The organism is Providencia sp. PROV268, assembly GCF_028477805.1.
Classification (GTDB): Bacteria; Pseudomonadota; Gammaproteobacteria; order Enterobacterales; family Enterobacteriaceae; genus Providencia; species Providencia stuartii.
Map to the genome: position 1 here is coordinate 52,792 of NZ_JAMPLW010000012.1, position 23,319 is coordinate 76,110.

29 protein-coding genes are annotated in these 23,319 nt (G+C 38.0%); 18 read left to right on the top strand and 11 right to left on the bottom strand.

The window, feature by feature from the left end; genetic code table 11:
- Window positions 1-478 precede the first annotated feature (478 nt).
- Window positions 479-697: a hypothetical protein gene (locus PR699_RS10085; RefSeq protein WP_014656001.1), complete on the top strand. Its 219-nt coding sequence runs from the start codon at window positions 479-481 to the stop codon at window positions 695-697.
- Window positions 698-791: 94 nt separating this feature from the next.
- Window positions 792-1,127, top strand: a complete 336-nt coding sequence (locus tag PR699_RS10090; protein ID WP_014656000.1) for a hypothetical protein — start codon at window positions 792-794, stop codon at window positions 1,125-1,127.
- Between the two features lie 144 nt (window positions 1,128-1,271).
- Here PR699_RS10090 and PR699_RS10095 read toward each other — a convergent pair whose 3' ends face one another.
- From PR699_RS10095 to PR699_RS10115, 5 genes are all read right to left on the bottom strand, one after another.
- Window positions 1,272-2,099, bottom strand: a complete 828-nt coding sequence (locus PR699_RS10095; protein WP_014655999.1) for a DUF4365 domain-containing protein — start codon at window positions 2,097-2,099, stop codon at window positions 1,272-1,274.
- Window positions 2,100-2,298: 199 nt separating this feature from the next.
- Entirely contained in the window at window positions 2,299-3,183 is an 885-nt protein-coding gene (locus tag PR699_RS10100) for a hypothetical protein (RefSeq protein WP_272572846.1), read from the bottom strand.
- Between the two features lie 120 nt (window positions 3,184-3,303).
- Entirely contained in the window at window positions 3,304-3,600 is a 297-nt protein-coding gene (locus PR699_RS10105) for a hypothetical protein (RefSeq protein ID WP_014655997.1), read from the bottom strand.
- A 125-nt stretch (window positions 3,601-3,725) separates the two neighbouring features.
- A complete protein-coding gene (locus PR699_RS10110; RefSeq protein WP_014655996.1) occupies window positions 3,726-4,124 on the bottom strand; it encodes a hypothetical protein in 399 nt (132 codons plus the stop codon).
- 135 nt (window positions 4,125-4,259) lie between these two features.
- Window positions 4,260-4,448, bottom strand: coding sequence for a hypothetical protein (locus PR699_RS10115; protein ID WP_014655995.1), 189 nt, complete (start codon window positions 4,446-4,448; stop codon window positions 4,260-4,262).
- A gap of 542 nt (window positions 4,449-4,990) precedes the next feature.
- Here PR699_RS10115 and PR699_RS10120 point away from each other — a divergent pair.
- From PR699_RS10120 to PR699_RS10165, 10 genes are all read left to right on the top strand, one after another.
- Window positions 4,991-5,188, top strand: coding sequence for a hypothetical protein (locus PR699_RS10120; RefSeq protein ID WP_014655994.1), 198 nt, complete (start codon window positions 4,991-4,993; stop codon window positions 5,186-5,188).
- A complete protein-coding gene (locus PR699_RS10125) occupies window positions 5,178-6,410 on the top strand; it encodes a replication initiation factor domain-containing protein (protein ID WP_272572847.1) in 1,233 nt (410 codons plus the stop codon). The genes PR699_RS10120 and PR699_RS10125 overlap by 11 nt, the downstream gene beginning before the upstream one ends.
- 15 nt (window positions 6,411-6,425) lie before the next feature.
- Window positions 6,426-6,698, top strand: coding sequence for a single-stranded DNA-binding protein (locus PR699_RS10130; protein ID WP_014655991.1), 273 nt, complete (start codon window positions 6,426-6,428; stop codon window positions 6,696-6,698).
- Window positions 6,699-6,945: 247 nt separating this feature from the next.
- Entirely contained in the window at window positions 6,946-7,185 is a 240-nt protein-coding gene (locus tag PR699_RS10135) for a major capsid protein (RefSeq protein WP_014655990.1), read from the top strand.
- An 89-nt stretch (window positions 7,186-7,274) separates the two neighbouring features.
- Window positions 7,275-8,726 (top strand): hypothetical protein, encoded by a 1,452-nt coding sequence (locus PR699_RS10140; protein ID WP_050979575.1) that lies wholly within the window; start codon window positions 7,275-7,277, stop codon window positions 8,724-8,726.
- Between the two features lie 3 nt (window positions 8,727-8,729).
- A complete protein-coding gene (locus PR699_RS10145; protein ID WP_014655988.1) occupies window positions 8,730-9,017 on the top strand; it encodes a DUF2523 family protein in 288 nt (95 codons plus the stop codon).
- A gap of 16 nt (window positions 9,018-9,033) precedes the next feature.
- Window positions 9,034-9,366, top strand: coding sequence for a zonular occludens toxin domain-containing protein (locus tag PR699_RS10150; protein WP_272572848.1), 333 nt, complete (start codon window positions 9,034-9,036; stop codon window positions 9,364-9,366).
- Entirely contained in the window at window positions 9,332-9,745 is a 414-nt protein-coding gene (locus tag PR699_RS10155; RefSeq protein ID WP_272572849.1) for a hypothetical protein, read from the top strand. The genes PR699_RS10150 and PR699_RS10155 overlap by 35 nt, the downstream gene beginning before the upstream one ends.
- Window positions 9,746-9,964: 219 nt before the next feature.
- Complete coding sequence (locus tag PR699_RS10160) at window positions 9,965-10,915, top strand: type II secretion system protein GspD (protein ID WP_237713164.1); 951 nt, start codon at window positions 9,965-9,967, stop codon at window positions 10,913-10,915.
- An 86-nt stretch (window positions 10,916-11,001) separates the two neighbouring features.
- Window positions 11,002-11,415, top strand: a complete 414-nt coding sequence (locus tag PR699_RS10165) for a hypothetical protein (RefSeq protein ID WP_014655985.1) — start codon at window positions 11,002-11,004, stop codon at window positions 11,413-11,415.
- Window positions 11,416-11,626: 211 nt separating this feature from the next.
- On the opposite strand, the gene PR699_RS10170 is transcribed toward PR699_RS10165, so the two are convergent.
- A complete protein-coding gene (locus PR699_RS10170) occupies window positions 11,627-11,920 on the bottom strand; it encodes a hypothetical protein (protein WP_014655984.1) in 294 nt (97 codons plus the stop codon).
- Window positions 11,921-11,942: 22 nt separating this feature from the next.
- A complete protein-coding gene (locus tag PR699_RS10175; RefSeq protein ID WP_014655983.1) occupies window positions 11,943-12,176 on the bottom strand; it encodes a HigA family addiction module antitoxin in 234 nt (77 codons plus the stop codon).
- Between the two features lie 266 nt (window positions 12,177-12,442).
- Between PR699_RS10175 and PR699_RS10180 the strand changes: the two genes are divergently transcribed.
- Window positions 12,443-12,574 carry a hypothetical protein gene (locus tag PR699_RS10180; RefSeq protein WP_272577840.1) on the top strand — a complete coding sequence of 44 codons (132 nt, stop codon included), beginning with the start codon at window positions 12,443-12,445 and terminating at the stop codon, window positions 12,572-12,574.
- Between the two features lie 152 nt (window positions 12,575-12,726).
- On the opposite strand, the gene PR699_RS10185 is transcribed toward PR699_RS10180, so the two are convergent.
- Entirely contained in the window at window positions 12,727-13,923 is a 1,197-nt protein-coding gene (locus PR699_RS10185; RefSeq protein WP_014658369.1) for an anthrax toxin-like adenylyl cyclase domain-containing protein, read from the bottom strand.
- 273 nt (window positions 13,924-14,196) lie between these two features.
- On the opposite strand from PR699_RS10185, the gene PR699_RS10190 reads away from it, so the two are divergent.
- Window positions 14,197-15,354 carry an iron-containing alcohol dehydrogenase gene (locus PR699_RS10190; protein WP_014658368.1) on the top strand — a complete coding sequence of 386 codons (1,158 nt, stop codon included), beginning with the start codon at window positions 14,197-14,199 and terminating at the stop codon, window positions 15,352-15,354.
- A 48-nt stretch (window positions 15,355-15,402) separates the two neighbouring features.
- Complete coding sequence (gene yghU, locus PR699_RS10195) at window positions 15,403-16,242, top strand: glutathione-dependent disulfide-bond oxidoreductase (RefSeq protein WP_004919841.1); 840 nt, start codon at window positions 15,403-15,405, stop codon at window positions 16,240-16,242.
- 61 nt (window positions 16,243-16,303) lie between these two features.
- Here yghU and PR699_RS10200 read toward each other — a convergent pair whose 3' ends face one another.
- Window positions 16,304-17,725: an MFS transporter gene (locus PR699_RS10200; protein ID WP_004919838.1), complete on the bottom strand. Its 1,422-nt coding sequence runs from the start codon at window positions 17,723-17,725 to the stop codon at window positions 16,304-16,306.
- Window positions 17,726-17,824: 99 nt separating this feature from the next.
- On the opposite strand from PR699_RS10200, the gene PR699_RS10205 reads away from it, so the two are divergent.
- Both PR699_RS10205 and ydeE read left to right on the top strand, forming a co-directional pair.
- Window positions 17,825-18,610 (top strand): helix-turn-helix transcriptional regulator, encoded by a 786-nt coding sequence (locus PR699_RS10205; RefSeq protein ID WP_014658367.1) that lies wholly within the window; start codon window positions 17,825-17,827, stop codon window positions 18,608-18,610.
- A 305-nt stretch (window positions 18,611-18,915) separates the two neighbouring features.
- Complete coding sequence (gene ydeE, locus PR699_RS10210; protein ID WP_014658366.1) at window positions 18,916-20,109, top strand: efflux MFS transporter YdeE; 1,194 nt, start codon at window positions 18,916-18,918, stop codon at window positions 20,107-20,109.
- A 33-nt stretch (window positions 20,110-20,142) separates the two neighbouring features.
- Here ydeE and PR699_RS10215 read toward each other — a convergent pair whose 3' ends face one another.
- Both PR699_RS10215 and PR699_RS10220 read right to left on the bottom strand, forming a co-directional pair.
- The gene (locus tag PR699_RS10215; protein ID WP_014658365.1) at window positions 20,143-21,294 is read right to left on the bottom strand and encodes an MFS transporter; all 1,152 of its coding nucleotides are present in this window, start codon (window positions 21,292-21,294) and stop codon (window positions 20,143-20,145) included.
- A gap of 237 nt (window positions 21,295-21,531) precedes the next feature.
- Window positions 21,532-22,941: a PLP-dependent aminotransferase family protein gene (locus PR699_RS10220; protein ID WP_014658364.1), complete on the bottom strand. Its 1,410-nt coding sequence runs from the start codon at window positions 22,939-22,941 to the stop codon at window positions 21,532-21,534.
- Window positions 22,942-23,089: 148 nt separating this feature from the next.
- Here PR699_RS10220 and PR699_RS10225 point away from each other — a divergent pair, with 148 nt between their 5' ends.
- On the top strand, window positions 23,090-23,251 hold the full coding sequence (locus PR699_RS10225; protein ID WP_154598661.1) for a hypothetical protein: 162 nt from the start codon (window positions 23,090-23,092) through the stop codon (window positions 23,249-23,251).
- Window positions 23,252-23,319: the final 68 nt, after the last annotated feature.

A 23,319-nucleotide genomic window follows, 5' to 3' on the forward strand; every position in this document is an offset into this window, starting at 1 on the left:
TTAAAGTTAGCGTCTTTACTGGATCAGGTTAAGAAATAGTGATTTGTAAGCTGATTAAATTGCGGATAAGGCGTGCCGCACCGCAGTGTTACGAGGAGCGGTGCGTATTATCCGTGATTTAACGTATTGAAAGACAAATAATAAAAACCCCGAACCAGTTTAACGGAACGGGGTTTTCATTAATCGCAATTTAATCTCGAGTCAAGAGAAAAGGCATACGTCAATACATCCTTTCCCAGAGCTCAGTATGCCTACATCAATCATAATTATCAACAGATGCCCGTCAGGGCATGTAAGGCGACACTCAACAGTATCATGTTACGCTGTCACGAATTCGCCGATAAAACGAGGGGGCTTATCGGGTAGCAGGAAACCGCGCCAGCGCCCTGAACAGCGTGTTTTTCATATCCACGGAATTAACAGCAGTTAAGGTGTAAGATGGTCGGAGACAAAAGAACGCTGAAGCGATGAGGTTAAAATGCAATATTTTTCTACTTATCAATCTCTTATAGTATCAGCGAAGTCATGTGACCGTTGTAAACGGCATGCAGACGTTTATGATGCTGAGTTTCATGAGTTTTTATCCATCGACCGTCAAGCCGGTTATGGTTCAGTTTTCGGTGATGGGCAGCAGTTAAAATTAGATTTATGCCAACACTGTGTTAAAGCGGTTTTGGGTGATTGGATAAAAATTTAACTACATATGGCTTGAAAAGCCGGAAATATACCCAATATATAGTTTGGTCGTAATCACATAGCGGGTGTGGTTACAGAATAAAGGAGCGTATATAGTGGCACATAAAATTGAAGATGCATTTGATTCTGAAGGTATTTTAGAACACGGGTCAAACGATGAAAACACATATTGGTTTTCTTTGAAAAATATACCAACAACTATAACAGTAACACTCTCAAAGGGTAAAATGGCAGGGCTTGATGGCTATAATTTTAAACTTAGCCACTATATAAACACGCCGCAACAAGCAGGACCTTATCGGCCAAGTCGCCAATGGGGAGATGATAAAGCTTACGCTTTACATCAAGCCGTTTCTGCTATCACCGATTATTATGATATGGCTATTGAAAATGGCGATAAACCATCTGCAGAATGGTTGATCAAAGCTTAATACGCTGGTATTAATTCACCGATAAAACGGGAGATTTATCGTGTAGCACGAAACATTATTTCGTGCTGCCCGACGGGTTATTTTTAGCTATCTTAAAGCAACGTATAAATTTGACGGTCGGAGATAAAAGAAAGGTAAAACGAACTATATTGAATAGCGAAAGCAAGATTGAATGAATGGGTTTAAAGGAACAGATGATCTAAAGTCATTACTAGAGAGTATGTAATCATCAATTAGCATTTTTAGCTTGCTTTTAATTAAATAAATATATTCATCATAATTTTCTTGAAGTTCTTTTGCTTCATCGGATAAAAATAATATTCGCGGGTTAATGTTTATAATATGTTGAAACTCATCATGTTTATTAAGTAAGTCATTGAGCTCATCTCCTGGGCTGAAAGAGTCCCAACCGTTAGGGAAATTATTTTTAAACATTTCTGCATAGTTAATAAGATTATTATTAATATTTTCAATTTGCTCAATAAACTCTAGATCATTAGGTTTTAAAAATAATTTAATCCATTCTATTTTATCTTCCTCACTTAAAATATTTTCTTCTGTGAATCTAAAAGAGACACTGTCAGCTCCATTATTTATATGACTAGTTAATTCTTCTTTATTTAAATGTTGCCAATACAAGCAAGGAGGTTCATTTCCATTATTAAAGCAGACACGAACAAGAATAATAGGGTCACTAATACTTTCCCAGTACACTACATTTTTTATAGGAACACTAACAGAAGGAGTTTCAGCTAACGTTTTAGCTGTTGTTTTAACTTGAACTCCTATGAACATTCCAGTCGAATTATTTTCATCATCATAAATTTCAACTTGTGCATCTAACCCCATATCTATATCTAGAATTCGACAAGGCCAGACGAACTTATTTGAAACCCAATACGCGAAATAAAATTCACCAGCATTGCCATTAGCAATTTTTTCTAGATAGGTCATACCATTTTGTTTATCCATATTTATTCACCTCATTTAACCCAACACAATTAACCAGCCAGAGCGCTGGATTTCCTCATTTCATACCAAGGTTCGCATAATGTATGACGCTATGTTACAAAAGGGTTCTGAGCCATTGCGGTATACTGGTCTTTGGCTTTTACCGCAATGGCGAAGGTTCATCTTTACACATAGCGTGCATTGTGCGAATCAATATAAATTATAATTTTTTGTTTTTTTCGCAAATATATAAGGATTCCATAATAAATATACTCGTATTTCTTATTATATTTTCCAATGTATCATTAAATATAATGGAGTCACTGTTCTTTAATTGATTTTCAAATGTTTCCATAGCATCAATGAAGTAATTCACTGTGGGGAGCAACTCATCACCTTCTAATTCTTTAATAATGTTCTCAACTAGTTTTGTGAATTGGGATTTAGCTGAGTCATCATAAATATTATTGTTGTGAACATATCTATTTCTGATTAGATTTAATAATTTCCATAATTCAATCAGAGATTCAAATGTTAAGAAAAATTTACTTCTTTTATATAATTCATTATTGAATTCATCAACGATGTCTTCATGTTTTATTTTACCTTTCAAGCATTTTTTGATTGTATTTTTTGCAGTTAAGTATTCATTGCTTGAATTTATATCTAAGTAAATGTTTTTTATAGACTCTTCTAAAAGAAAAAAATAGTTCAGGAAGGCACTTGCATTCATTGTTCTAATAACAAGTTCTCTACATGAAATTTTATTTTCTTCAGCTTCTTTGCGAAAATAGTCTGAGGAAAATGTTCTTTTTTCCTTTTCTTGCTGTATTTCACCAGGAGAAACACTGGCGGCTAGGCAATACATCTTATAGTTTTTTCTAATATGTTCTGCTGCCTCGGGCATATCTTTAATAAAAGTATCTATGTGTTTATCTAATATATTTTTATCTTCTTGAAACATTTCGGGCATTAAATTACATTGTGAAACCATGCAAGAAACAGTCATCTTACTAAATTGTTTAATAAATTTATTATAATAAGGAGTGTCGACTTCATTATCGGGTGTTAAGTAGTCACTGAATGTTGACGTTAAAAGTATCATTTTTTCTCCAAAATAATGTAGTTACAAAATGGTTCTGAGCGATTGCGGTAGAGTAGAATGTTTTTGGGTTACCGCAATCGGGAAGGCTCACTTTTACACATAGAGCATGTATGGCGCGAATCATAAAAATGCTTTATATCTGATAGCTAGTTCTGCATCTTGTGCTATTTTTTTTATTTCAGAAATAAAATAATCTGATGCATAGGCAAGTGCTCTTCTTAAATTCCAAGATGTAGTGTTATTATATTGTTCAAGTACATTCATATATTCTTTTACAATATAAAATTCATGATCGTTAAGTTTATATTTATCTTTTATGTCATTTAATTCTTTTAATATATGCTCAGCTTCCGCGGATATTTGTTCATTTTGTCTATTCTCTAAATGTAGAACACCTGCCATATAATTTAAATTCATAGTTAAGCCTCATATTTATTTCCAACAATCCAAAATAAGCACATACCATAACGAGTAAAAATATCCAAGTAATTCCTGTGCTTAGTTCCATTTTTTCATGTCAGTTTGATTTTTAAATTAAATTATTAACCTCTACCATCAATACTATTTTTCATATAAAAATCAGCATATAGCATATCAATTTCATTTTCGGAAAATGCATCTTTAATTGTGCCATTTGTAAGATTGAATCTTAATTTACTGATTGGCATTGTGTGAATTTTAGGTACAAGATGTTTTGTTGGCTTATGCTGCTTAAAGATTTCTGCTGAAACATCTGCTAACTTCGCATCTTTTTTATCATTTATATCAGATAAAAAAACGCTTTCAGTCATTATTTTTCCTGTCTTATCACGTATACCTACAATATATGCTGACTTTAAGTTTTTGTACTCTTGTTCTGCATTAAATCCTGTATCGATATCATATTTTGTTTGAGTAGGGTTACTATAAACGCATAAACTTAATGGAATACTAGTACTCATAATTTGTTCCTTTTTGTTTAAAAATGATTATTACTTAATAAAAATATCGGTACTTGAAGTGTGATAGTTAAAACCCCCGTGCTGTAGAACGGGGGTAGTTTCAGGATAACTACGGGATAACAGGCTTCTGGGTTCTTATTTTTTTGATCCTTGTTCGTCTCTTGCAATCATATCTTGTTTAGCTTCCGCTAAATATTCATCAATCAAGAAGTTTACAATGTCAGACCATTTTGTGATCTTTCCAGTTTTGGCTGTGATATCTACAGCAGCTCGTTCAATTTTCAAATAACGGTCGTTATTTATACCAATGCTTTTTCTGCTCATAAACCTGTCTCCTTTTGCACATGTATTGTAATGCAATAGTTTAATATTACACGTGTGCACATTTGTACTTGCATACTTTTTTAGTTTTATATAATGTGTATTGCACATGTGCACAGTTGCAATAATTATTATTTGGCAACAAAATGATAAGAATAATCTTAATTGAAAATTATTCCGTCTACTTTTTAATCAAATAACAAAAATTACTTAACAGATTGATAATAAATAAATAATTACATTATGTTAATTTATTGTTAACTCACAATGAAAAGAGAAAAAAAATAACCTATTGATATATTTGCAGATTATTTTTTTGTATTTTCATACTACCATACGCAAAATGTAATTTTGATGAAAACATCCTTAAAAACAATAAGTTGACCAATAAATGTTATGGTTTTGTTAAATTTAATTCGATTCATGGGAATTTGATTTTTAAAATTAATTAGTTAATTCTTCAGTAAATATTTTTTGTTATTCCTAATCTTGAAATTTATTAATTTCTAGATGAGATTCCTTTTACCTAAAATAAGTGATTGATAATGAACATTATTTATTTTGATTACATTGAAGGTTACGGTATCAATGCCAATGTTGGGATTGAATGGGATTTTTACGGCTCTTTCGATGATTTAGTCAAAGAATGTTTATATCAATTCAAAAGTGATTTCTTGCTTGCGCCAACGACGGCTAAATCAGGGAAATTTATCAGCTATGGGGAGTTTTATCATGGCGGCTAAAGTGGGGTTTACGGATTTATCATCGATTGCACGTAAAAATTATGGCTATCATGATTTTGTGGCAACTGCGAAAATCAATCATAACAACCAAATGTCAAAAGTTACCTCCGCGATGCGTCCCGTATTTATTGATTGGATTGCTTTTTCCGCGCCGCTTTCCACAATGAAATATGTGGATACGTATCCGAATTTAGGAGCGCTTTTTCATAAATTTGAGTATTTACCCTCACTACAAAATTATGCAAAAGCGAATCACTATACGGATGATCAAACAGCCAATTTCTCGGATGTTCCTCAATTAGCTATCTCTGAAAAACAACAGTCACAGTATTTTGTGGATCTCTATTCTTGTTATCTGTCTCGGCTAAAAACATGGATTGCCACGGTATTTGGATTAAGCATGGGAGCGCCAAGAGGAAAGGGAGGGAACGGCTATTCTGATGCGTTCCCACTTTATAGTGAAGACGGGGGATATGACCAATTAGGACTAGTTTATTTGGGCGGTAATAACGAGACCTTTTTTGTCCAAATCCCCGGAAAAGGCTGCCAATATGTGTTTAGTTCAACCACGCCATTAGAGGTTTACAGTTGGTTAAAGCATCTCGATATTACGCAAATCAATCGAATTGACTTAGCTACCGATGATTATGATGGTGTGTTTACGGTCGATGCTGCTAAAAAAGCCTTTGCAGACGATGCGTTTTATGGTGGGAAAGGACCTAAGCTTAAATGCAGAGTTGAGTTTGAACATGATGGCGAAGGCAATCTTACGATAGATATGATACGTGTGGGGTCACGTCAATCACGTGTGTTTTGGCGCGTCTATGATAAAGCCTTAGAACAAAAAGTGACGGGAAGTTGGTATCGCTCAGAAGTTGAATTAAAAAAAATATCAATCGATGTATTGCTCGACCTTGCTGGCATTTATGTGGGGTTATGCCCCTATGCGGCTCAAATCAATCCGTGTAAAGGAAATCGATTACCAAAATCGATGATGCGAAAAGCAATTGACTCTATAGAAGCAAACGTACAATGGCTGCGTAAGCAAGCCTCGGCAACGTTAGCAAAAGTCTTTCATTTCTATGAAGGGGATGCGCTATCCATTTTATCGATGATTATTCGTGAAGAACATATTAGCGATTTGAAATTACGATTTGATATACCACCACTATATCAAAAGTTGCTCAATGAGAAATTACAAACGAGTTCATGTCCATTTTAAATAAGGTAATTAACTGTGATTAAAATTGAAATTAATGATGTTGACGGCAAAGTTAATAATAAACAGGTTATATCCAAATCAACAGGGGAAGTATTAACTTTCCGAGAGCAAGTTGCATATATTTATAATGGCGGTGTATACCCTGAAAAATTTATTGTCCAACTTGATAAAGATGCATCACCTTATGCTGCAGGTTTTTATACTTTAGATGATAGTTCATTTACTGTGGGGGATTTTGGTTCATTAAAGATTAAGTCAATTAAACTTATTCCTATCAGCAATAAATAAAATTCACTATGTCAGAACAGTCGAATAACAATTCGATAATAGGAACGCTTTGCTCTGAATCAGGAGCAGAGTGTCAAACTATTAACCTTACGATTAATTCAACGGTTCAAGAGTCAATGCCACATATTGATTACATTATTGCTTCTCAATATTGGGGATTGGCTTTTACTACTGTCATTTCTCTTTATTTATTTTCATTGAGAATTGGCACAATTATTAAATTAGTTAAACATGCATAAGGATAAACATGAAAATTTTCAAAATGAATAAAACAAAATTAGGTTTAGCTCTAATTACTTTTTTATCATCAGCTGCCGCTTTTGCTGCGGGAGAGACAAATTCAGGAGCAGATTTATCATCGCTGACGAATTCAATCAATTTTGATTCTGTACTTGTTGGAATTATGGCTGTTGCATCATCAATCATTGTGCTTTATGCAGGTTTTGCAGGAGTACGCTGGATCTTGCGAATGGTGAAAGGGGCGTAACAGTTAAAAAGGATAGGGAGTTTAACGGCTCCCTAATCACTTATGATAACAGAACTTTGGTACTTGGTTATATTCATTTGGGGATTATTATGCGCATGGGCAGTCATACTCGGTTTAAGGGGCTAATGCTCATTTTTCTTATTTTAATGGGAACATTTTACCCGATTTATCGCGCTCAGGCGGCATTACCGCTATTGGCAGCACGCGCTGTCATTCCGGCTATTCTAGGGCGAATAGTCGTGAAACGCGCCATGCAGACAGCGGCAAATGATGCTGTGTATTTGAGTTTAGTGAATAATACAACCCGAGCTATTTCTGCAACAACACGCGCTAATGCTGCATCTGTTGGTACAAAATCTTTCTTTCGTTCATCAAGTGGTGCGCTAACATGGGCGGGTGTCGGTTATTCGGTTGGCGATATTTCTTCTGAATATTTCGCTAATAAAGGCGATGTGATAGTTGCGACAACGGGAAAATCGATAGGCAATGGGCGTTATGAAGTTGATGTTGGAGGAAAAACCTATATCACCGATTTTTTGCCCTCTGAATCGAATCCATTTATTGCAACACCCGTTATTAATGGAAATATACCAAGCTATACAGTTCCTGAATTAACATCCAATATGCAATGGTATCAAGTTATTTATTCAATGCCGAAGCAGTATATTGTGGGCTCAATCGAAAGTGTCGCTCAGGGATATTTTCGTTATGAAGCAGATAAGGGCTCCCTAAATTGCCCTGCGGGGAAAGGATTATGTACTTATGAATTTCAAGCTAAAGGAATAGAAATTAATCAAGGAACTACATCATATGTTAAATATCAATATACCACTTTTTATACCGACTCATTAGGTAATGAAGCGAGTCAAGTTTATACTCCAATTCAAGCTATTCAAGTTTTCTACAACAAACAATATATTCCAGATAATAACGCTATTGATAAGCAATTTATCCTCGCCAATGATGTGGATGGATTTGAGGCATTAGAAAAACTAAAAGAATACCAACTTGATTTAGATAAATTAGCGTCAATGATGAATAATTTATTTTATCAATCAGCAACTCAACCTGGCTATGATGGCATTCCAATTACTTCATCGAATCCCATTACGGCGAATGAAATAAAATCCGTATATCCCGATTATGGAAAATTAATCGACTTTGATTTGTTATATCCAGCTCAAGTAAAACCTGATGGGGATTTAGTCATTAAAACTCCGGGGATTTCTACCGAAACGGGGCAATCGGGAAAAGTAGAATTAGATTTAGGGGAATATCCCGAAATAGATGAACCCGATTTAGAAGAACCGCCAACGGGAAAAGAAATATTAGAGCCGATTGAAAATTTAATGCCGTTTGTTAAAAACATCCAACTTCCTAGTAAAGAAGCGAGTTGTCCTGTTGCCGAATTTAACGTATTCGACACGCAATATAAAATCGATTCTCATTGCCCATTACTCGAACAAAATAAAATCTTATTTCAATTAATTGCAGGAATTCTGTGGGCATTTTTATCTTTACGTATCATTTTGAGTGCATAAGCTATGTTTAAATTACTCTTATCGGTTTTTAATTCGTCCTTAAAATTCGTGTTTCGCACACTGATTATTAAATTTGTCCTTTTTTTTGGGCTATATTTTGCTGTGCATGAACTGGTTTCCGTCATGATGACATGGTTACCCAGCGGCTCAGATTTACCGCAGTTATTTTCTCAACTCCCTGATAGCGTTTGGTATTTTATGAACCTCTTTTTAGTGCCTTATGGGATTACGTTGCTGCTAAGTGCTCACTTTACGCGCTTTATTATTCGTCGTATCCCACTGATTGGTTAATTGATAGGGTAAGAATATGGCAATTTCAGCGTATGTGGGTGTGCCTGGCAGTGGAAAATCGTATGAGGTCGTGAGTAACGTCATTATTCCTGCGTTCATGAAAGGGCGACGTGTTGTGACCAACTTGTACGGCATATCACAAGACAAAATTACGGCTTACTGTTTGGCTCATCGTAAAGCAGATGCAGATTCCCTCGGTGAAATTGTTTATGTCGATAACGAGCAGGTGATGGACGATAATTTTTTCCCGTATATGGAAAATGATGCGCTGGCAGAAAATACATTTTGTCGCTCAGGGGATTTAATTTGCCTCGATGAAATTTGGCGCATTTGGGAAAACAGGAATTAAGTTATTCAAATCCAATAAAGTCAGTGCTTATCAGTGCAAATACGATAAAAAGATTTTCCCCCTTTATCAATCACATGTAAATGGACAGGGTGTTGAACAGGTCGTGGATAAGCGACAAAACGTCTTTAGTTCCCCCAAAGTTATTCTTATGCTTTGCGCTTTCCCCATTTTACTCCTCATCAGTCTGAGTTTTCTTTATCAGTTTTTTACGCGATTTGACACCAAAAATGAGGTTGATGTGCTCGAAGAACAAATAGCATTGCAACGTATAAACCAGACACCCAATAAAAACCTTATTTCGCCATCAATCCCCACACCTGCACCGCCATCGATATCAGAGCAATGGCGTATTACTTTTTGGTGTTTCTATCGTCAATAGTTTTGCAAAAGGAACAGATTTTGAATTACGTGGAGTTCCGTTGCCCGAAGCAATCGGGTTGCTCTATGGCGAAGTGTTTAATAAACCGTTCATGCTTGCACCGGAGTTAATCAATGATGACCGCAAAGTCTATTTTCATATCACACCCGATATTGATGAACGAGCATTTATTAATCGCTATTTTTCCAACATGAATATCCGTATTTGGCAAAAAACGGTGTGGACTACATTACACCGTTTACGCCAAAAGCACCTGAAATTAAACGTGAATCTTTTATTTATCAACCTCGATTTCGCAGTGTGGGGTATCTTTCCGATATTTTACGTGGGCAATTTGAAGGGCGTTTTAATCAACAAGGTGGGATAGGGAGTTATTCAACCTCTCAGCTTGCTGATGCACAGCCAAACAGTGCGACCGATTTTATCAATCGACATGGTGATGTGTTGGTTTATTACGGCACGAAAAATGAGATTGAAAGAATGAAAACTATCTTACCGTTAATCGATACCGCCACGGAAGAAGTCATTGTTTCTGCCTATGTTTTTGAAGTTCAAACTGCCGAACGTAACGGTTCAGGCTTAGCATTAGCGGCTAAACTGGTCTCCGGTAAATTCAATGTCGGCATCGGTTCTGAAAGCGGTTTTGATAATTTTGTACGTTTTAAAACAGGTTCACTGGATGCATTATATGAATTATTCCGTACTGATAGCCGTTTCCATGTCGTCAGTTCGCCACGGTTACGAGTGAGCAACGGAGCAAAAGCCGCATTCTCTGTCGGATCAGAAGTACCCGTTTTGGGGCAAGTCAGCTATTCAGATAATAAACCCGTTCAATCCATCGAGTACCGTTCCAGTGGTGTCATTTTGAGTGTTCAACCTGAAATTCGTCAAGACCTTATTGAACTTAGCATCGATCAACAAATTTCCAATTTTGCTAAAACGGAAACAGGTGTTAATAACAGACCAACACTGATAAAACGGCAAGTTAATACCCAAGTCAGCGTTGCGGATGGCGATATTATTTTATTGGGCGGACTTGCTGAAAATAAGGTCTCAGAAGCCGAAACAGGCTTTTCCTTTTTACCGAAAGATTGGTTTACAGGCTCATCAGATGAACACAGTAAAACCGATATTTTAGTGATGTTACAGGTGAAAAAGGTCAATCGCTGAGTATCCGTGCGTACCGCAGCTCCTGCGAGGAACTGCACGGATACGAGGACGATATTTTATCTATCCAATAACAACATGAGGAAATTATGGATCAAGATCTCACTGATGAAATGTTCAACGATGAACGTATTAATAAAGCATTAAAACACTTGCATGAAGAAGTTCTTCGCTATCAAGCAAATCAAAATAAGTCTAATTACATCTGTGGTGAGCGCATTATTGCACACCAAATCCCTAGTCATTATGCGAATAAATTTGCTGAATTATCTAAGGAATTAAAAACACCTAGGTATTATGTGCTATTTGCAGCGCTTATATTATTTTTGAACTTGCCAGAAGGCGTACAACGCTATTTGATAAATAATGCACGGCAGCAATTCAGGTTACTACGAGATTCAACACCAGAAACAGTTGATGCATTAGCTTTAGAAAAGTTGATGGATAATTTATCATATATTTATAATCTATTTGACCCTAAGTTTAAGGATTCGATAATATGATGTTTTTTATGCCCATTTCGGGCATGTAAGGCGACACACTACAGTATCATGTTACGCTGTCACTAATTCGCCGATAAAAAGGGGGGATTTATCGAGTAGCAAGACACTGCGCTTGCGCCTCCTGTTAGACCATTTTTAACGGAGAATGCAGCGATAAGAAAGCTAAATGGTCGGAGACAAAAGGAAGATAAAGCGACTTATAGTGAAAACATTATTCAGTGTTTTGCAGACCAGATTCAATCATAGCGTTATGCAATGACGCTTTTGTAGCCACCCATTCAGGCAATGGAATAGCATATTCGCCATTTTTTATTTTTGAACCTGATGGAATAGTTCTACCTTCATCTATTTCAATAGAAACAGCCGTAACGAGCCCATGAATTGATTCTTGAAGTGTACATTGAATACTGTCTCCAACTGAATTCATCAAAGGCAAATCACGACATGATGCGACATACATACCAGTAGCTTTATCTTTTTCTAATTTAACAGGATATGTAAACATATAATTTTTCCAGAAGACAGGGTTAATAATCTCTGTGGTTATTTTGAATGTTCAACCAAAACCTTGGGGAGCTTCCAAGTACTGCCGATAACTTTTCAGCCAGCTCGACATCAATATTGATGCGGCCATTAATGAGTTGTTGAGCAAAAGACAGTTCAGCATTTAGCATGTTAGCGAATGTAGCCATAACAATATTTGATTCAATTAAGGTTTCGCTGATGAGTTCGCCAACATGTGGCGGGTTATACATTTTCATTTTAACTTACCATGAAGATCTAAGATTGAGCTAATAGTAGCAGATGATGAAAATAACATCGATTTAGAAGATTAACCAGCCAGAACGCGGGATTTCTTCATTTCACATTTAGGTTCGCATAATGTGTATTATGTTAAATAGAGTGTGGGGAGCTAATAACTTTATAAATAGCCTCATTATCACTATCATTACCTCCTGATTTACTATGCGAAATAGCTACTGGTAGTTTAACCAGTGCTCCTAGTAATAGCTAAAAAGCGGAATGCATGCATAGAGTTATTCATCAATTTGATAAGCAAGATATAGGTCAATCGTCAGCTATTTTAGCGGATTTATTGCATAAAGAATGGTTCCTATTATTAGACATTAGCATTACGCTCGACTATAGTCTGGTCTAAACGTATTGGTAATTTAGCCCCATTGTGGTGCACAAATAATTTTACATACGCAGCAGCTTGATTACTTGCGTTATTTAAATTGACATCAAAAGCATTACCAGGAACGAGATAAATGACTCTAACTTTCTGTTTAAACTAACTTAAATTAACATTTAAAAATGTGTTATTTTTGAGTTTAAACTGACTGTCGACAACCTCCGTTTCGCATATTCAAAACTTGGCCGCCTGATCGTGGGTAACTCTTTTTCCCATAACGGGTTAGTTTTAATGTGATAACCCTCCGCTTTAGACGTTGTTATCAACTCAACTAATTCTTCTTTATTCGTTATGATGCATAACTCATCAAAACGCCCTATCTTTTTGGGTAAAGCAAACGTTGCTGGAAAATTAGCATCTAAATCCGTCACTGGACTTGTTGCATCAACACTGTGATGTACGACTTTCTCTGCCTCACCCACTAATGCGCGATTAATTAAAGAAATCATCTCTCTCACTCGTGGTGATGCATTACCAATTTCACTGTCTTCATTTTGATAAAAATGGTTTTCATCTCTATAAGCTTGGCTCAAATTTGCATCTGTTGGTAAGCGTTGATACTTTTCAACACGTTGGCGATATACCGAATGGGCAACATCGGGTACAGGGAGCATATCTTGATGACCAAAATCTCTCATGTGTGGGCCAATTAACAATAAATCATAATCAGCAGTGATAGGTAGGCAACTATCAATAGGTGCTAATACTTGAAGATATTTTTTCTCAAAATAAATTCGGTACTTTTGTTGCTGAGGCTCCCATTTGGCCTCAAATTGATAACTTTTCAAACTAGGCCCTTTCGCGGTAAATTGTTTGACCCCTTGTGAATTTTCTAAACTAAGGTTATCAATCGCTCCCATTTGCAGTAAGGTGTGTAATCGCTCCTCTGTTATTTCAAGAGGAATCGGCCGAGCATGACCTTTTTCAATACAACGACGAATAAAACCGTTATATTTATCAATGAGATCTTCAGATTTGTTTTCTAATTTACTAAAACGCTGATCGACACAAATCAACCCTGCCTGAGCCCCCCATGAAGCACTTTTACCTTTGATATGAAAGTTTTTTGTCGGGTAGCCCGCCGCAATTAAATCTGTCGCAAAGCGGTCTACAGGCCGAACGCCTATAATGCTATCTTGCTCCTTAGCAACTTGTTGCAATGGGAGCAAATGGCTTGATACCAATCCAGTATTTTGGCTAATACACTCGGTTAACTGCGCTATAGAATGCGTTGTTTTTTGCTCGGTAGACTCATTTGCAGCTTGAAGAGGCTCATAACCGATTTTGTTGTAGCTCTTATGTGTTTGTATCATTACTTTTCCTTACTTATTTATTCCTAATTCCCTCCCTTCTATCAAACTTTTCACCTCATTTCTTTAATAAAACAATGCTTGACATTTGATTTCAAAATCAATTATTTAATTGTTTAAAATGACATATAGAGATAATACAAAGCCAAATTATGCATGTATAATATAGTTATGTTAGTTAATGTATTCTCATTATCTCGTCGTCCTTTACCGCGCTTGTCAGCACGATATGACAAGCAAAGAACGTCTCTTTCAATTCTGAAATAAGGTCTATATATGAACAATTTCGAATTTTATAACCCAACATGTATTGTATTTGGTAAAGGGAAAATTGCTGAATTGAATAGATTGGTCCCCAAAGAGGCTAAAGTTCTAATTCTTTTTGGTGGTGAAAGCGCACGTAAAACAGGAACATTAGACGAAGTAGAACAAGCATTGGGTGAGCGTGAAGTTGGTCTATTCGGCGGTATTGAGGCGAACCCTCGCTATGAAACTTTAATCAAAGCGGTAGATAAAATTCACCAAGAAGGCTACAACTATCTGCTCGCAGTTGGTGGTGGCTCAGTCATTGATGGCACCAAATTTGTTGCTGCGGCAGTTAATTTTGAGGGTGACCTCTGGGAAATTTTGACCAGTGGTGGAACCAAAGTAACATCCGCCTTACCCTTTGGCACCGTATTGACGCTCCCTGCCACAGGCTCCGAAATGAATAAAGGCTCAGTGATCACCCGTGAAGCGACGCAATCTAAACGCGCCTTTATGCATGACAGCCTCTATCCACAATTTTCTATTTTAGATCCTGTAAAAACCTTTACGCTGCCACCACGTCAAATCAGCAATGGTGTTGTTGACGCGTTTGTTCATGTAATGGAACAATATTTAACTTATCCTACTCATGCTTATGTACAAGATGCATTTGCAGAAGGTTTATTAAAAACGCTAATTGATATTGGGCCAAAAGCGTTAGCTACTCCGCATGACTATGATTTACGTGCAAGCTTAATGTGGACCGCCACTTTGGCACTAAATGGCCTTATCGGCGCGGGTGTACCACAAGACTGGTCGACACATATGTTAGGCCATGAGATTACAGCGCTATACGGCTTAGATCATGCTCAAACGCTAGCGATAGTCTTACCTTCTATGTTGAAGGAAAAATTACCGCAGAAACAAGCTAAACTGGTTCAATATGCTCAGCAAGTATGGGGGATCAACGAAGGGTCTGAGGAGCAAAAAGCTCTGCAAGCTATTGAGCTAACAAGAGCGTTTTTTGAGCGCATGGATGTCAAAACGCGTTTTAGCGATTATAACCTCAATGAAGACGTGATTGATCCTCTTATCGAAAGTTTGACCCAAAATGGAATGACGGCACTGGGTGAGCATCATGATATTACGCCTGAAGTCAGTCGCCGAGTTTATGTAGCATCTCTATAATAAACCCCGCTCCCACCCTTGTGGTGGGATCACTAACTGGAGGTAAAAATGGATAATTCAACTTATACCCCACCGAAAGTCTGGCAATGGGAACAAGGTAATGGTGGACAGTTTGCAAATATCAATCGACCAGTATCAGGTGCGACGCATGAAAAAGAGCTACCGATTGGTAAACATCCCCTACAGCTTTACTCTTTAGGAACACCTAACGGGCAAAAAGTCACCATCATGTTAGAGGAATTACTCGAGCTGGGTATAAAAGAAGCCGAATATGATGCTTGGCTGATCAATATCAGAGAAGGTGATCAATTTAGCTCAGGTTTTGTCGAAATTAACCCTAACTCTAAAATTCCAGCATTAGTTGACCGAAGTGGCGAAAAACCTATCCGTGTTTTTGAGTCCGGTTCAATTTTGACTTATTTAGCTGAAAAATTTTCAGCATTCCTACCAACCACCCAACCGGAAAGAGCAGAAACCCTCTCTTGGCTCTTTTGGCAAATGGGTTCAGCGCCTTTTGTTGGCGGTGGATTTGGTCATTTTTACACCTATGCACCAGAAAAATTTGAATACCCCATCAATCGATTTGCGATGGAAACCAAGCGTCAACTTGATGTATTAGACCAGCGTTTAGCCAATAACCACTATATTGCAGGCGAACACTACTCTATTGCGGATATGGCAATCTGGCCATGGTATGGCGCGTTAGTCAAAGGTTGGTTATATGATGCTGATGAATTCCTCAGTACTCACGAATATCAACACCTAAACCGTTGGGCTGACGAAATTTATGCACGCCCAGCGGTACAACGAGGGCGTCGAGTTAACCGTTTACATGGCGACCCCGCACAACAAGTCCGCGAACGCCATGATGCAAGTGATCTTCGATAGCGCGCTTTAACCTGTATGACTTTATTAAGAGCCTTATGCGATTTGTATAAGGCTCTTTTATTTATATGCAGGATGAAATGGTCAGCGTGGGCGTTCGGCGAGTGATCATTAGCAATAAAATTGCAGAGCATATCGCCATGCAAAAGTTAAAACCTAACCCGAAACTGACCGCATTTTTAAGTTGTTCAAAGGGAAATTGAGCCGAAAAGTGAGTTAATCCGTACTGCATCATCACAGAAACCATAGTGGCACCTATCGCGGCTCCGACTTGCTGCAATGTTGCAGTAAAGCCTGAAGCTTGCCCCGCTATCTGAACACTCACTTTAGCAAGAACTAAATTTAGCATCGGTGTCATGATCATACCTTGTGTAAACCCCACAAGGAATAAAACCGGCGTCAACCATAGTGCTGAGCTATTCGATGAAAACCAATATAGCATCACAAGTAACAGCATATAGCTTAAGCCATAAAATAGCGCGCCCCAAAATATTGTTCTTTCACCATAGCGATTAACCCAAAGAGGGGTGATTACCGATGAAATTACAAATCCAATGCTAGAAGGTACAAAAATCATACCTGACAAAAACGCGCTTAAGCCGATCCCTTTTTGCAGTAATAGAGATAACATTAAAGGGAAAGCGGAAGATGTTGCATAAACACTCATTACTACCAGTAATCCAATAACAAAGGGGCGATTACGCAGAATTTGCATACTGAATAATGGCGCTTTTCCTTGTTTCTCTAATCGGATTTCATAATAAGCAAAGATGGCCAACAGTAAGACCCCACTGCTGAGTAATAGGCTACTTGTATTTAACCAACCCCATACGGGTAACATAAGCAATGGCAATAAAACACAGCAGATCCCTAAACCTGATAATATGACGCCACACCAATCAAGATTAATGCGGCATTTTTCTCCTTCGAGTAAAAAACGCGATAATGCGATAGCCAGTATGCCTATCGGTAAATTCACTAAAAAAATTGTCCGCCAACTCAAGTTAAATAGATCTAACGTGATCAGCCACCCTCCTAAAGCTTGCCCAGCAATAGCAGCGAGTCCTAAGCTCATTCCCAAATAGCCAAATGCTTTTTTCGCCTGTAACGGATTAAAATTGACACGGAGACTGGCATACACTTGGGGAAACAGTAATGCAGCAGATAGCCCTTGAAAAAATCTTGCGACCACCAGCAAGGTTGCTGTCGGTGCGAATGCACAAAATAAAGATGTGAGCGTAAAGCATGCCATACCCACGCGGTATAAGCATTTTTTACCGTAAATGTCTCCTAACCGACCTCCTGTAATGAGTAATAAACCAAAGGCTAATTCATAACCGACTATAATTAATGTTAGCTCAGTCAAATTGGCATTTAACGAATGCTGAATAGTCACAATGGCAACATTAACCACAAATAGATCAAAAATTGTTACGAACCCCGCCAATATTAATACAAAAAGAGCGATATGCTGATGTCGATTCATGATGTTCTCATTTATCTAGCCGAATAAAATGAGGACTATAAAGAATCCGTTATCATGGTACAATTTAACCATTTATACTATTACTAAAGGCAATAGGCTATGAAAGCGATGCAACGAATGCGCCCTGAGCTGGCTGAGTTTTTAAAGCAAAAACGGGAAAGTATTTCACCAGAAGAAGTCGGCCTACCGCGAACGACAAGGCGCAGGACTCCGGGGCTTCGTCGTGAAGAAGTTGCTGCTTTAGCTGGGGTTGGTTTGACTTGGTACACATGGCTTGAACAAGGTCGTGATATTGGTGTTTCGACACAATTCCTTGATAATTTATCAGCCGCGTTACATTTAAATAGCGCTGAGCGTCAACACCTTTATTTGTTAACCCATAACCGCGAGCCGATAGCAACAGGTAATACCGAGCATCGTGTTCCTTCGGCTATTTCCCGCATGATCAGCGATTTTCCTGATCATTATCTCTGCTATGTGCTCAACTTGCACTGGGATGTGCTTGCTTATAATACTCGTGCCGATCACTATTTTCATTTTTCGGATGCGCAACCGTATTATTGCAATTTCCTCTATCTTCTATTTATGGATCCTCGCTACCAAGAACGCTTCGTTAATTGGCAACTTGTTGCCCAACAACTACTGGCCAGTTTTCGCCGTGATTATGCTCGCACCAAGAATAACCCCAATATTAAAAAAATGATTAACGCCCTGCTGGAACAATCAACTTTATTTAGCCAACTTTGGCATAAGCATGAAATTTACCAACCTTGTACAGGTATTCGTGAAATTGCTTATCAAGGTAAAGTGGAAAATTATGATTACTCTTCTTTGACATTTGATATTGAAAAAGGTAATCGGTTATTAGTCTACATTCCGAAATAACCTGATTGTTGTGAAATTATTGAAGCCGCTTTTCTGTATCATGTCAGTGATGACGCTGGGCGATACTGTAACATAGGCTTAAAGCCAAAAATAATAGTGTAATCCTCTATAAAGGTACTGCTATTCCTTCTATTGCCTATTTAAAAAACCCTAATCCTAGATAAGAGTTATCCAATATCTTGTTTTTATCTTTTTCAGCCTTTGTACTGACTCAGCCATTCCCTGTTATCACAAAATTCGGTAATTTATCTATTTAACAGAGAGTGCTACAACTCAATAACAATTATAACGTTAGGTCGTGGGTCATGTTGTCTAAATCAAATATTTCAAATAGCGCTTTACTCTGCTCTTCATTGCTATTAACCATTGGACGTGGAGCAACCTTGCCATTTATGGCGATTTACCTGACACGAGAATACCAAATGGCTATTGATATTGTGGGGATTGCAATGTCTCTTGCCTTAACTATCGGTGTCTTATTTAGTATGGGCTTTGGTATTTTGGCAGATAAAGTCGATAAGAAACGCTGTATGCTAATCGCTATTATTGCGTTTATTTTGGGCTTTATTGCAATTCCACTCTCAAGTCATGCCGTGCTTGTGGTTATTTTCTTCTCGTTAATAAATTGCTCTTATTCCGTCTTTTCAACCGTACTAAAAGGTTATTTTTCAGATACTCTTCCTCTTTCTATTAAAGCAAAGGTATTTTCCCTTAATTACACATTTTTGAATATCGGTTGGACCATCGGCCCGCCTCTTGGAACATGGTTATTGATGTATAACATCAATCTGCCATTTTGGTTAGCGGCAATTTCAGCGTCAATACCCGTTTTCTTTATTCAACACTTTGTACAAAGTGTGAAACCTGCTCCCCACCAAGAAGGCCAAAAGCGCTTATGGAACCCCGCTGCGATGCTACATGACAGAGCATTAGCATGGTTTATTTTGTCCACTTTTCTTGGCTCGCTGGTATTTGGCACCTTCACAACGTGGATATCTCAATATGTTATTACCGTATCCAACAGCGAGTTTGCACAAGCCGTCATCGGGGTCGTGCTTCCCATGAATGCAGTGGTTGTGGTTACTTTGCAATATATGGTAGGTAAACGCCTTACACCAGATAACCTTAAGCGTTATATGACGTTAGGTACTCTCTTTTTTGTCGGTGGCCTTGCCACATTTATGGAAGCTGACGAAAACCTATACTTATGGGCGCTAGGATCCTTTATTTTTACTCTCGGTGAGCTGATCTATGCGCCCGGTGAGTACATGTTGATTGATAATATTGCGCCGGAAGGCATGAAATCGAGCTATTTTTCGGCTCAAGCCCTTGGCTTGCTTGGCGGTGCATTCAACCCGATGCTTACAGGTGTCGTGCTCACAGAGCTTCCCCCTAAAGCCATTTTTATTATTTTAATGTTCTTCACGGTATTGGCTTGGATGAGCATGCTCAAAGGTATGAACGTCAGCAAACAACGACAAATCTTACAAACTCAGTAGGTACGAAGGGGGAAACCAACTCGCGCTTCCCCATTATTGACTCGACCGAATATCTAATACACTCAACACAATGGCAATGGTCAGCATTAGCATAATGATCACACTCATGGTAACCAGCCCATGGTAGCTCAATACCCATGATAAAAGTGGCAGCATAGAAAACAGTACAATGTTATTAAAACTTTCCGAAACGGCTAATACTTGACCTTTGTTTTCGCCACTGCGCATCGCAACCATGGTGGTACTCAATGGCGCAGCCATCCCCAAAAAACCGCCCCAAATAACTAAACATGCTGTGTGTACCACCAGTGGAACATACGCTAAAACAAATGTGAGTACCGCCACTGCCATCAGAGAGATGACTAATAACAATCGTTGGCTATCATTTGATAAAAAATGATTGAGCCGACCAACTAATAGATTTCCGATAAATAACCCCACTCCAAACGCAGCAACGACAACACCGATTAGCGCGCTATCAATTGAAAATTTCAGTCTGAGTACTTCTCCTGACAATAAGAAAACACTGACCGCAGTGCCGTTCCATATTGCTTTAGCACTAATAAAACGAACTATTTTTATATCCTGTAGCCACTGGAATCCCCTTTGTTTTCTCACGTCTTGATGAGGCTTTGAAGGTGGCAATATTTTACAGGCACAAAACCATACGATAAGACTTCCTACTGTTGTCATAATAAAGGGCGCGTACCATGTTAAATACTCTGTTAATACGCCTGCTAACACAGGCCCTGATACGATCCCTATCGTCATACCAACCATCACCATCCCCATCGCTGTGGATTGCTGACGCGCTGGGAAGATATCTGCAATTAAAGCAAAAATGGTGGGTACTATCGCCGCCGACGCTAAGCCACCACAAATACGGAAGAACATTGCGATAGTGAAGTTCGGAGAAACAATGATAGCTAGGCTATCTATCGCAAATAGAAACATGGCTACTAACAATAACTTTCGCCGATCGATGCGATCAGAAAAATAACCTATCACTGGTGCTGTCACCGCATAAGTCAGCGCATAAGCTGAAATTAGCCATGATGCTTGTGCGCTACTGACCGAAAAAACCTCAGCCAGCGGTGTTAATGTTGCAGATAACATAAATTCAGTAGTACCCACTAGGTAAACCGCCGTAGCAAGTACCCATAATAAGTAACGATATGGTTGCATAATAATTCTCTTGAATAATAGACAGCCCTTCCGTGAACACAAGGTCACAGATAGGTGTTAAGGGCGATGGGGAATAAAATTAAAATGGATTAAAACAAGAAGTTAAAAAGGGGTATCAGGAAATAAGATATGAATGTTTGAAGCTAACTAGATGTTTAGATCTTATAAAACATCGATGCGCTCGTCAAGAGGCATTATGGTGCCCTTTCATCAATAAAAACACCATAATACCTTTAATTATAAACGGGTTAATTTTAATGTTTCCCCCAATATCTTTATTCCATTAAGACGCCTTGGGATCAACGGCAATGCGTAGTTAATACGTAAATGATGTGTAAAGCATCCATCAGATGAAAAGTGCTCTCCTGTTAGCACAATCACTTTATTGCGCTGTAAAACATCCATTAATTTACGGTTATCCACCGGAGGATGCTCAACCCATAATGAAAAGCCCCCTTGTGGTCGAGAAATCCGTGTCATTGGCGGAAAGTGACTTTCCACTAGTTCTCGATACTGGCATTGCAGCTCACTATAATGTTGGCGCATAGCGCGTAGATGTGGGAAATAGTGCCCATCACGTAAAAAGTTAGCCATAACTTGCTGCATAAATATTTCTCCCGAACAGTGAGACAAATATTTTAAGTGCATGACTTTTTCTTTATATTTTCCGGGTATCACCCATCCTGTTCGCACCCCTGGGGCGATTGTTTTAGAAAATGAACTACAAAGGATCACCTGCCCATCACTATCCAATGATTGGATCGTCGATGGGCGCGGATATTCATACGCTAATCCCGCAAGAATGTCATTTTCAATGATCGTCACGCCATATTGAGTTGCCAGTTGCAATAGCTGCTGCTTATGTGTTTCAGGCATGGAGCAGCCCATAGGGTTATTGCAAGTCGGTGTTACCACAATAGCTTTTACTGACCAACGATGAAAAGCCTCTTGTACCCGTTCTAATTTGATCCCTGTCTGTGGATCTGTTGGGATTTCAATAATTCTTCTGCCTAATCCATACAGTGTCTGCAATAAACCAGGAAATGTCGGTGATTCTACCGCTATCACATCATCGCCTTGCGTCGATGCTTGAATAGACAGCGATAATGCTTGATGACCACTTGTCGTCGTCACGATATCGTCAGGCGTAAACAGGGTTTTATGATCAGAAATATGATGAATTTGCTCACGCAATGCTGGCAATCCTTGTAAGCAATCATACTCTAACATTAAGCGATTTTTACGACGGCTGAGCATATTCATTTCTTGCCACAGCGGCTCTAATGTTTTGTTATCGATATTCGGAACCGCGCAAGATAATGAAGTGATATTATCGCGCTCTTCTACGCGTAAAAAATCAATAGTTGGGTTCCATTGAGCGATATGTACTGGTTTTTGTATGTAGTTTACCGCCTTAGGCAGTAGAGCCTCGGTTTTGTTTGGAATAACAAAATAGCCTGATTTAGGTACCGCATAGATCAGTTGCATTTTTTCTAGCTCACGATAAGCAAGCTGCGCTGTTGTTAAGCTGACCTCGTGTTCACGCCCTATCTCCCTCACTGAAGGAAGTTTTTCACCACTTAAAAAGTCTCCTCGATGAATTTTTTCCTGTAATGTCTGCGCGATCTGTTTGTACAGTAACACCATTCAGCCCTTAACCGTTTGCATATCGCATTAATGTAATACAAAACTATCCATATTTGATCTGTATTATGCAAAAAACGCTATCTGTCACTTTTTTATGATTATTCTCTATGCAAACCTAATTATAAATTTAAAGGTACAAGGGGGTTATATGGAATATGAACATAACAAAGGTGGTAAACCTTATTCTAAATTAATTTTAATAGAGCCTATCGTTTGGATATTGAAAAAATTAACCAATCCAATAAAAGCGATTTATTATCACTTTAAAACCAGAAAGAAATTTGAAAAATATAAAAATCAAAAAATATAAAAATCAATAATTATCAATAGGGTAAACAAAAAAGCATTTTCATATTAATGTTATCTATAAAAGTTTAT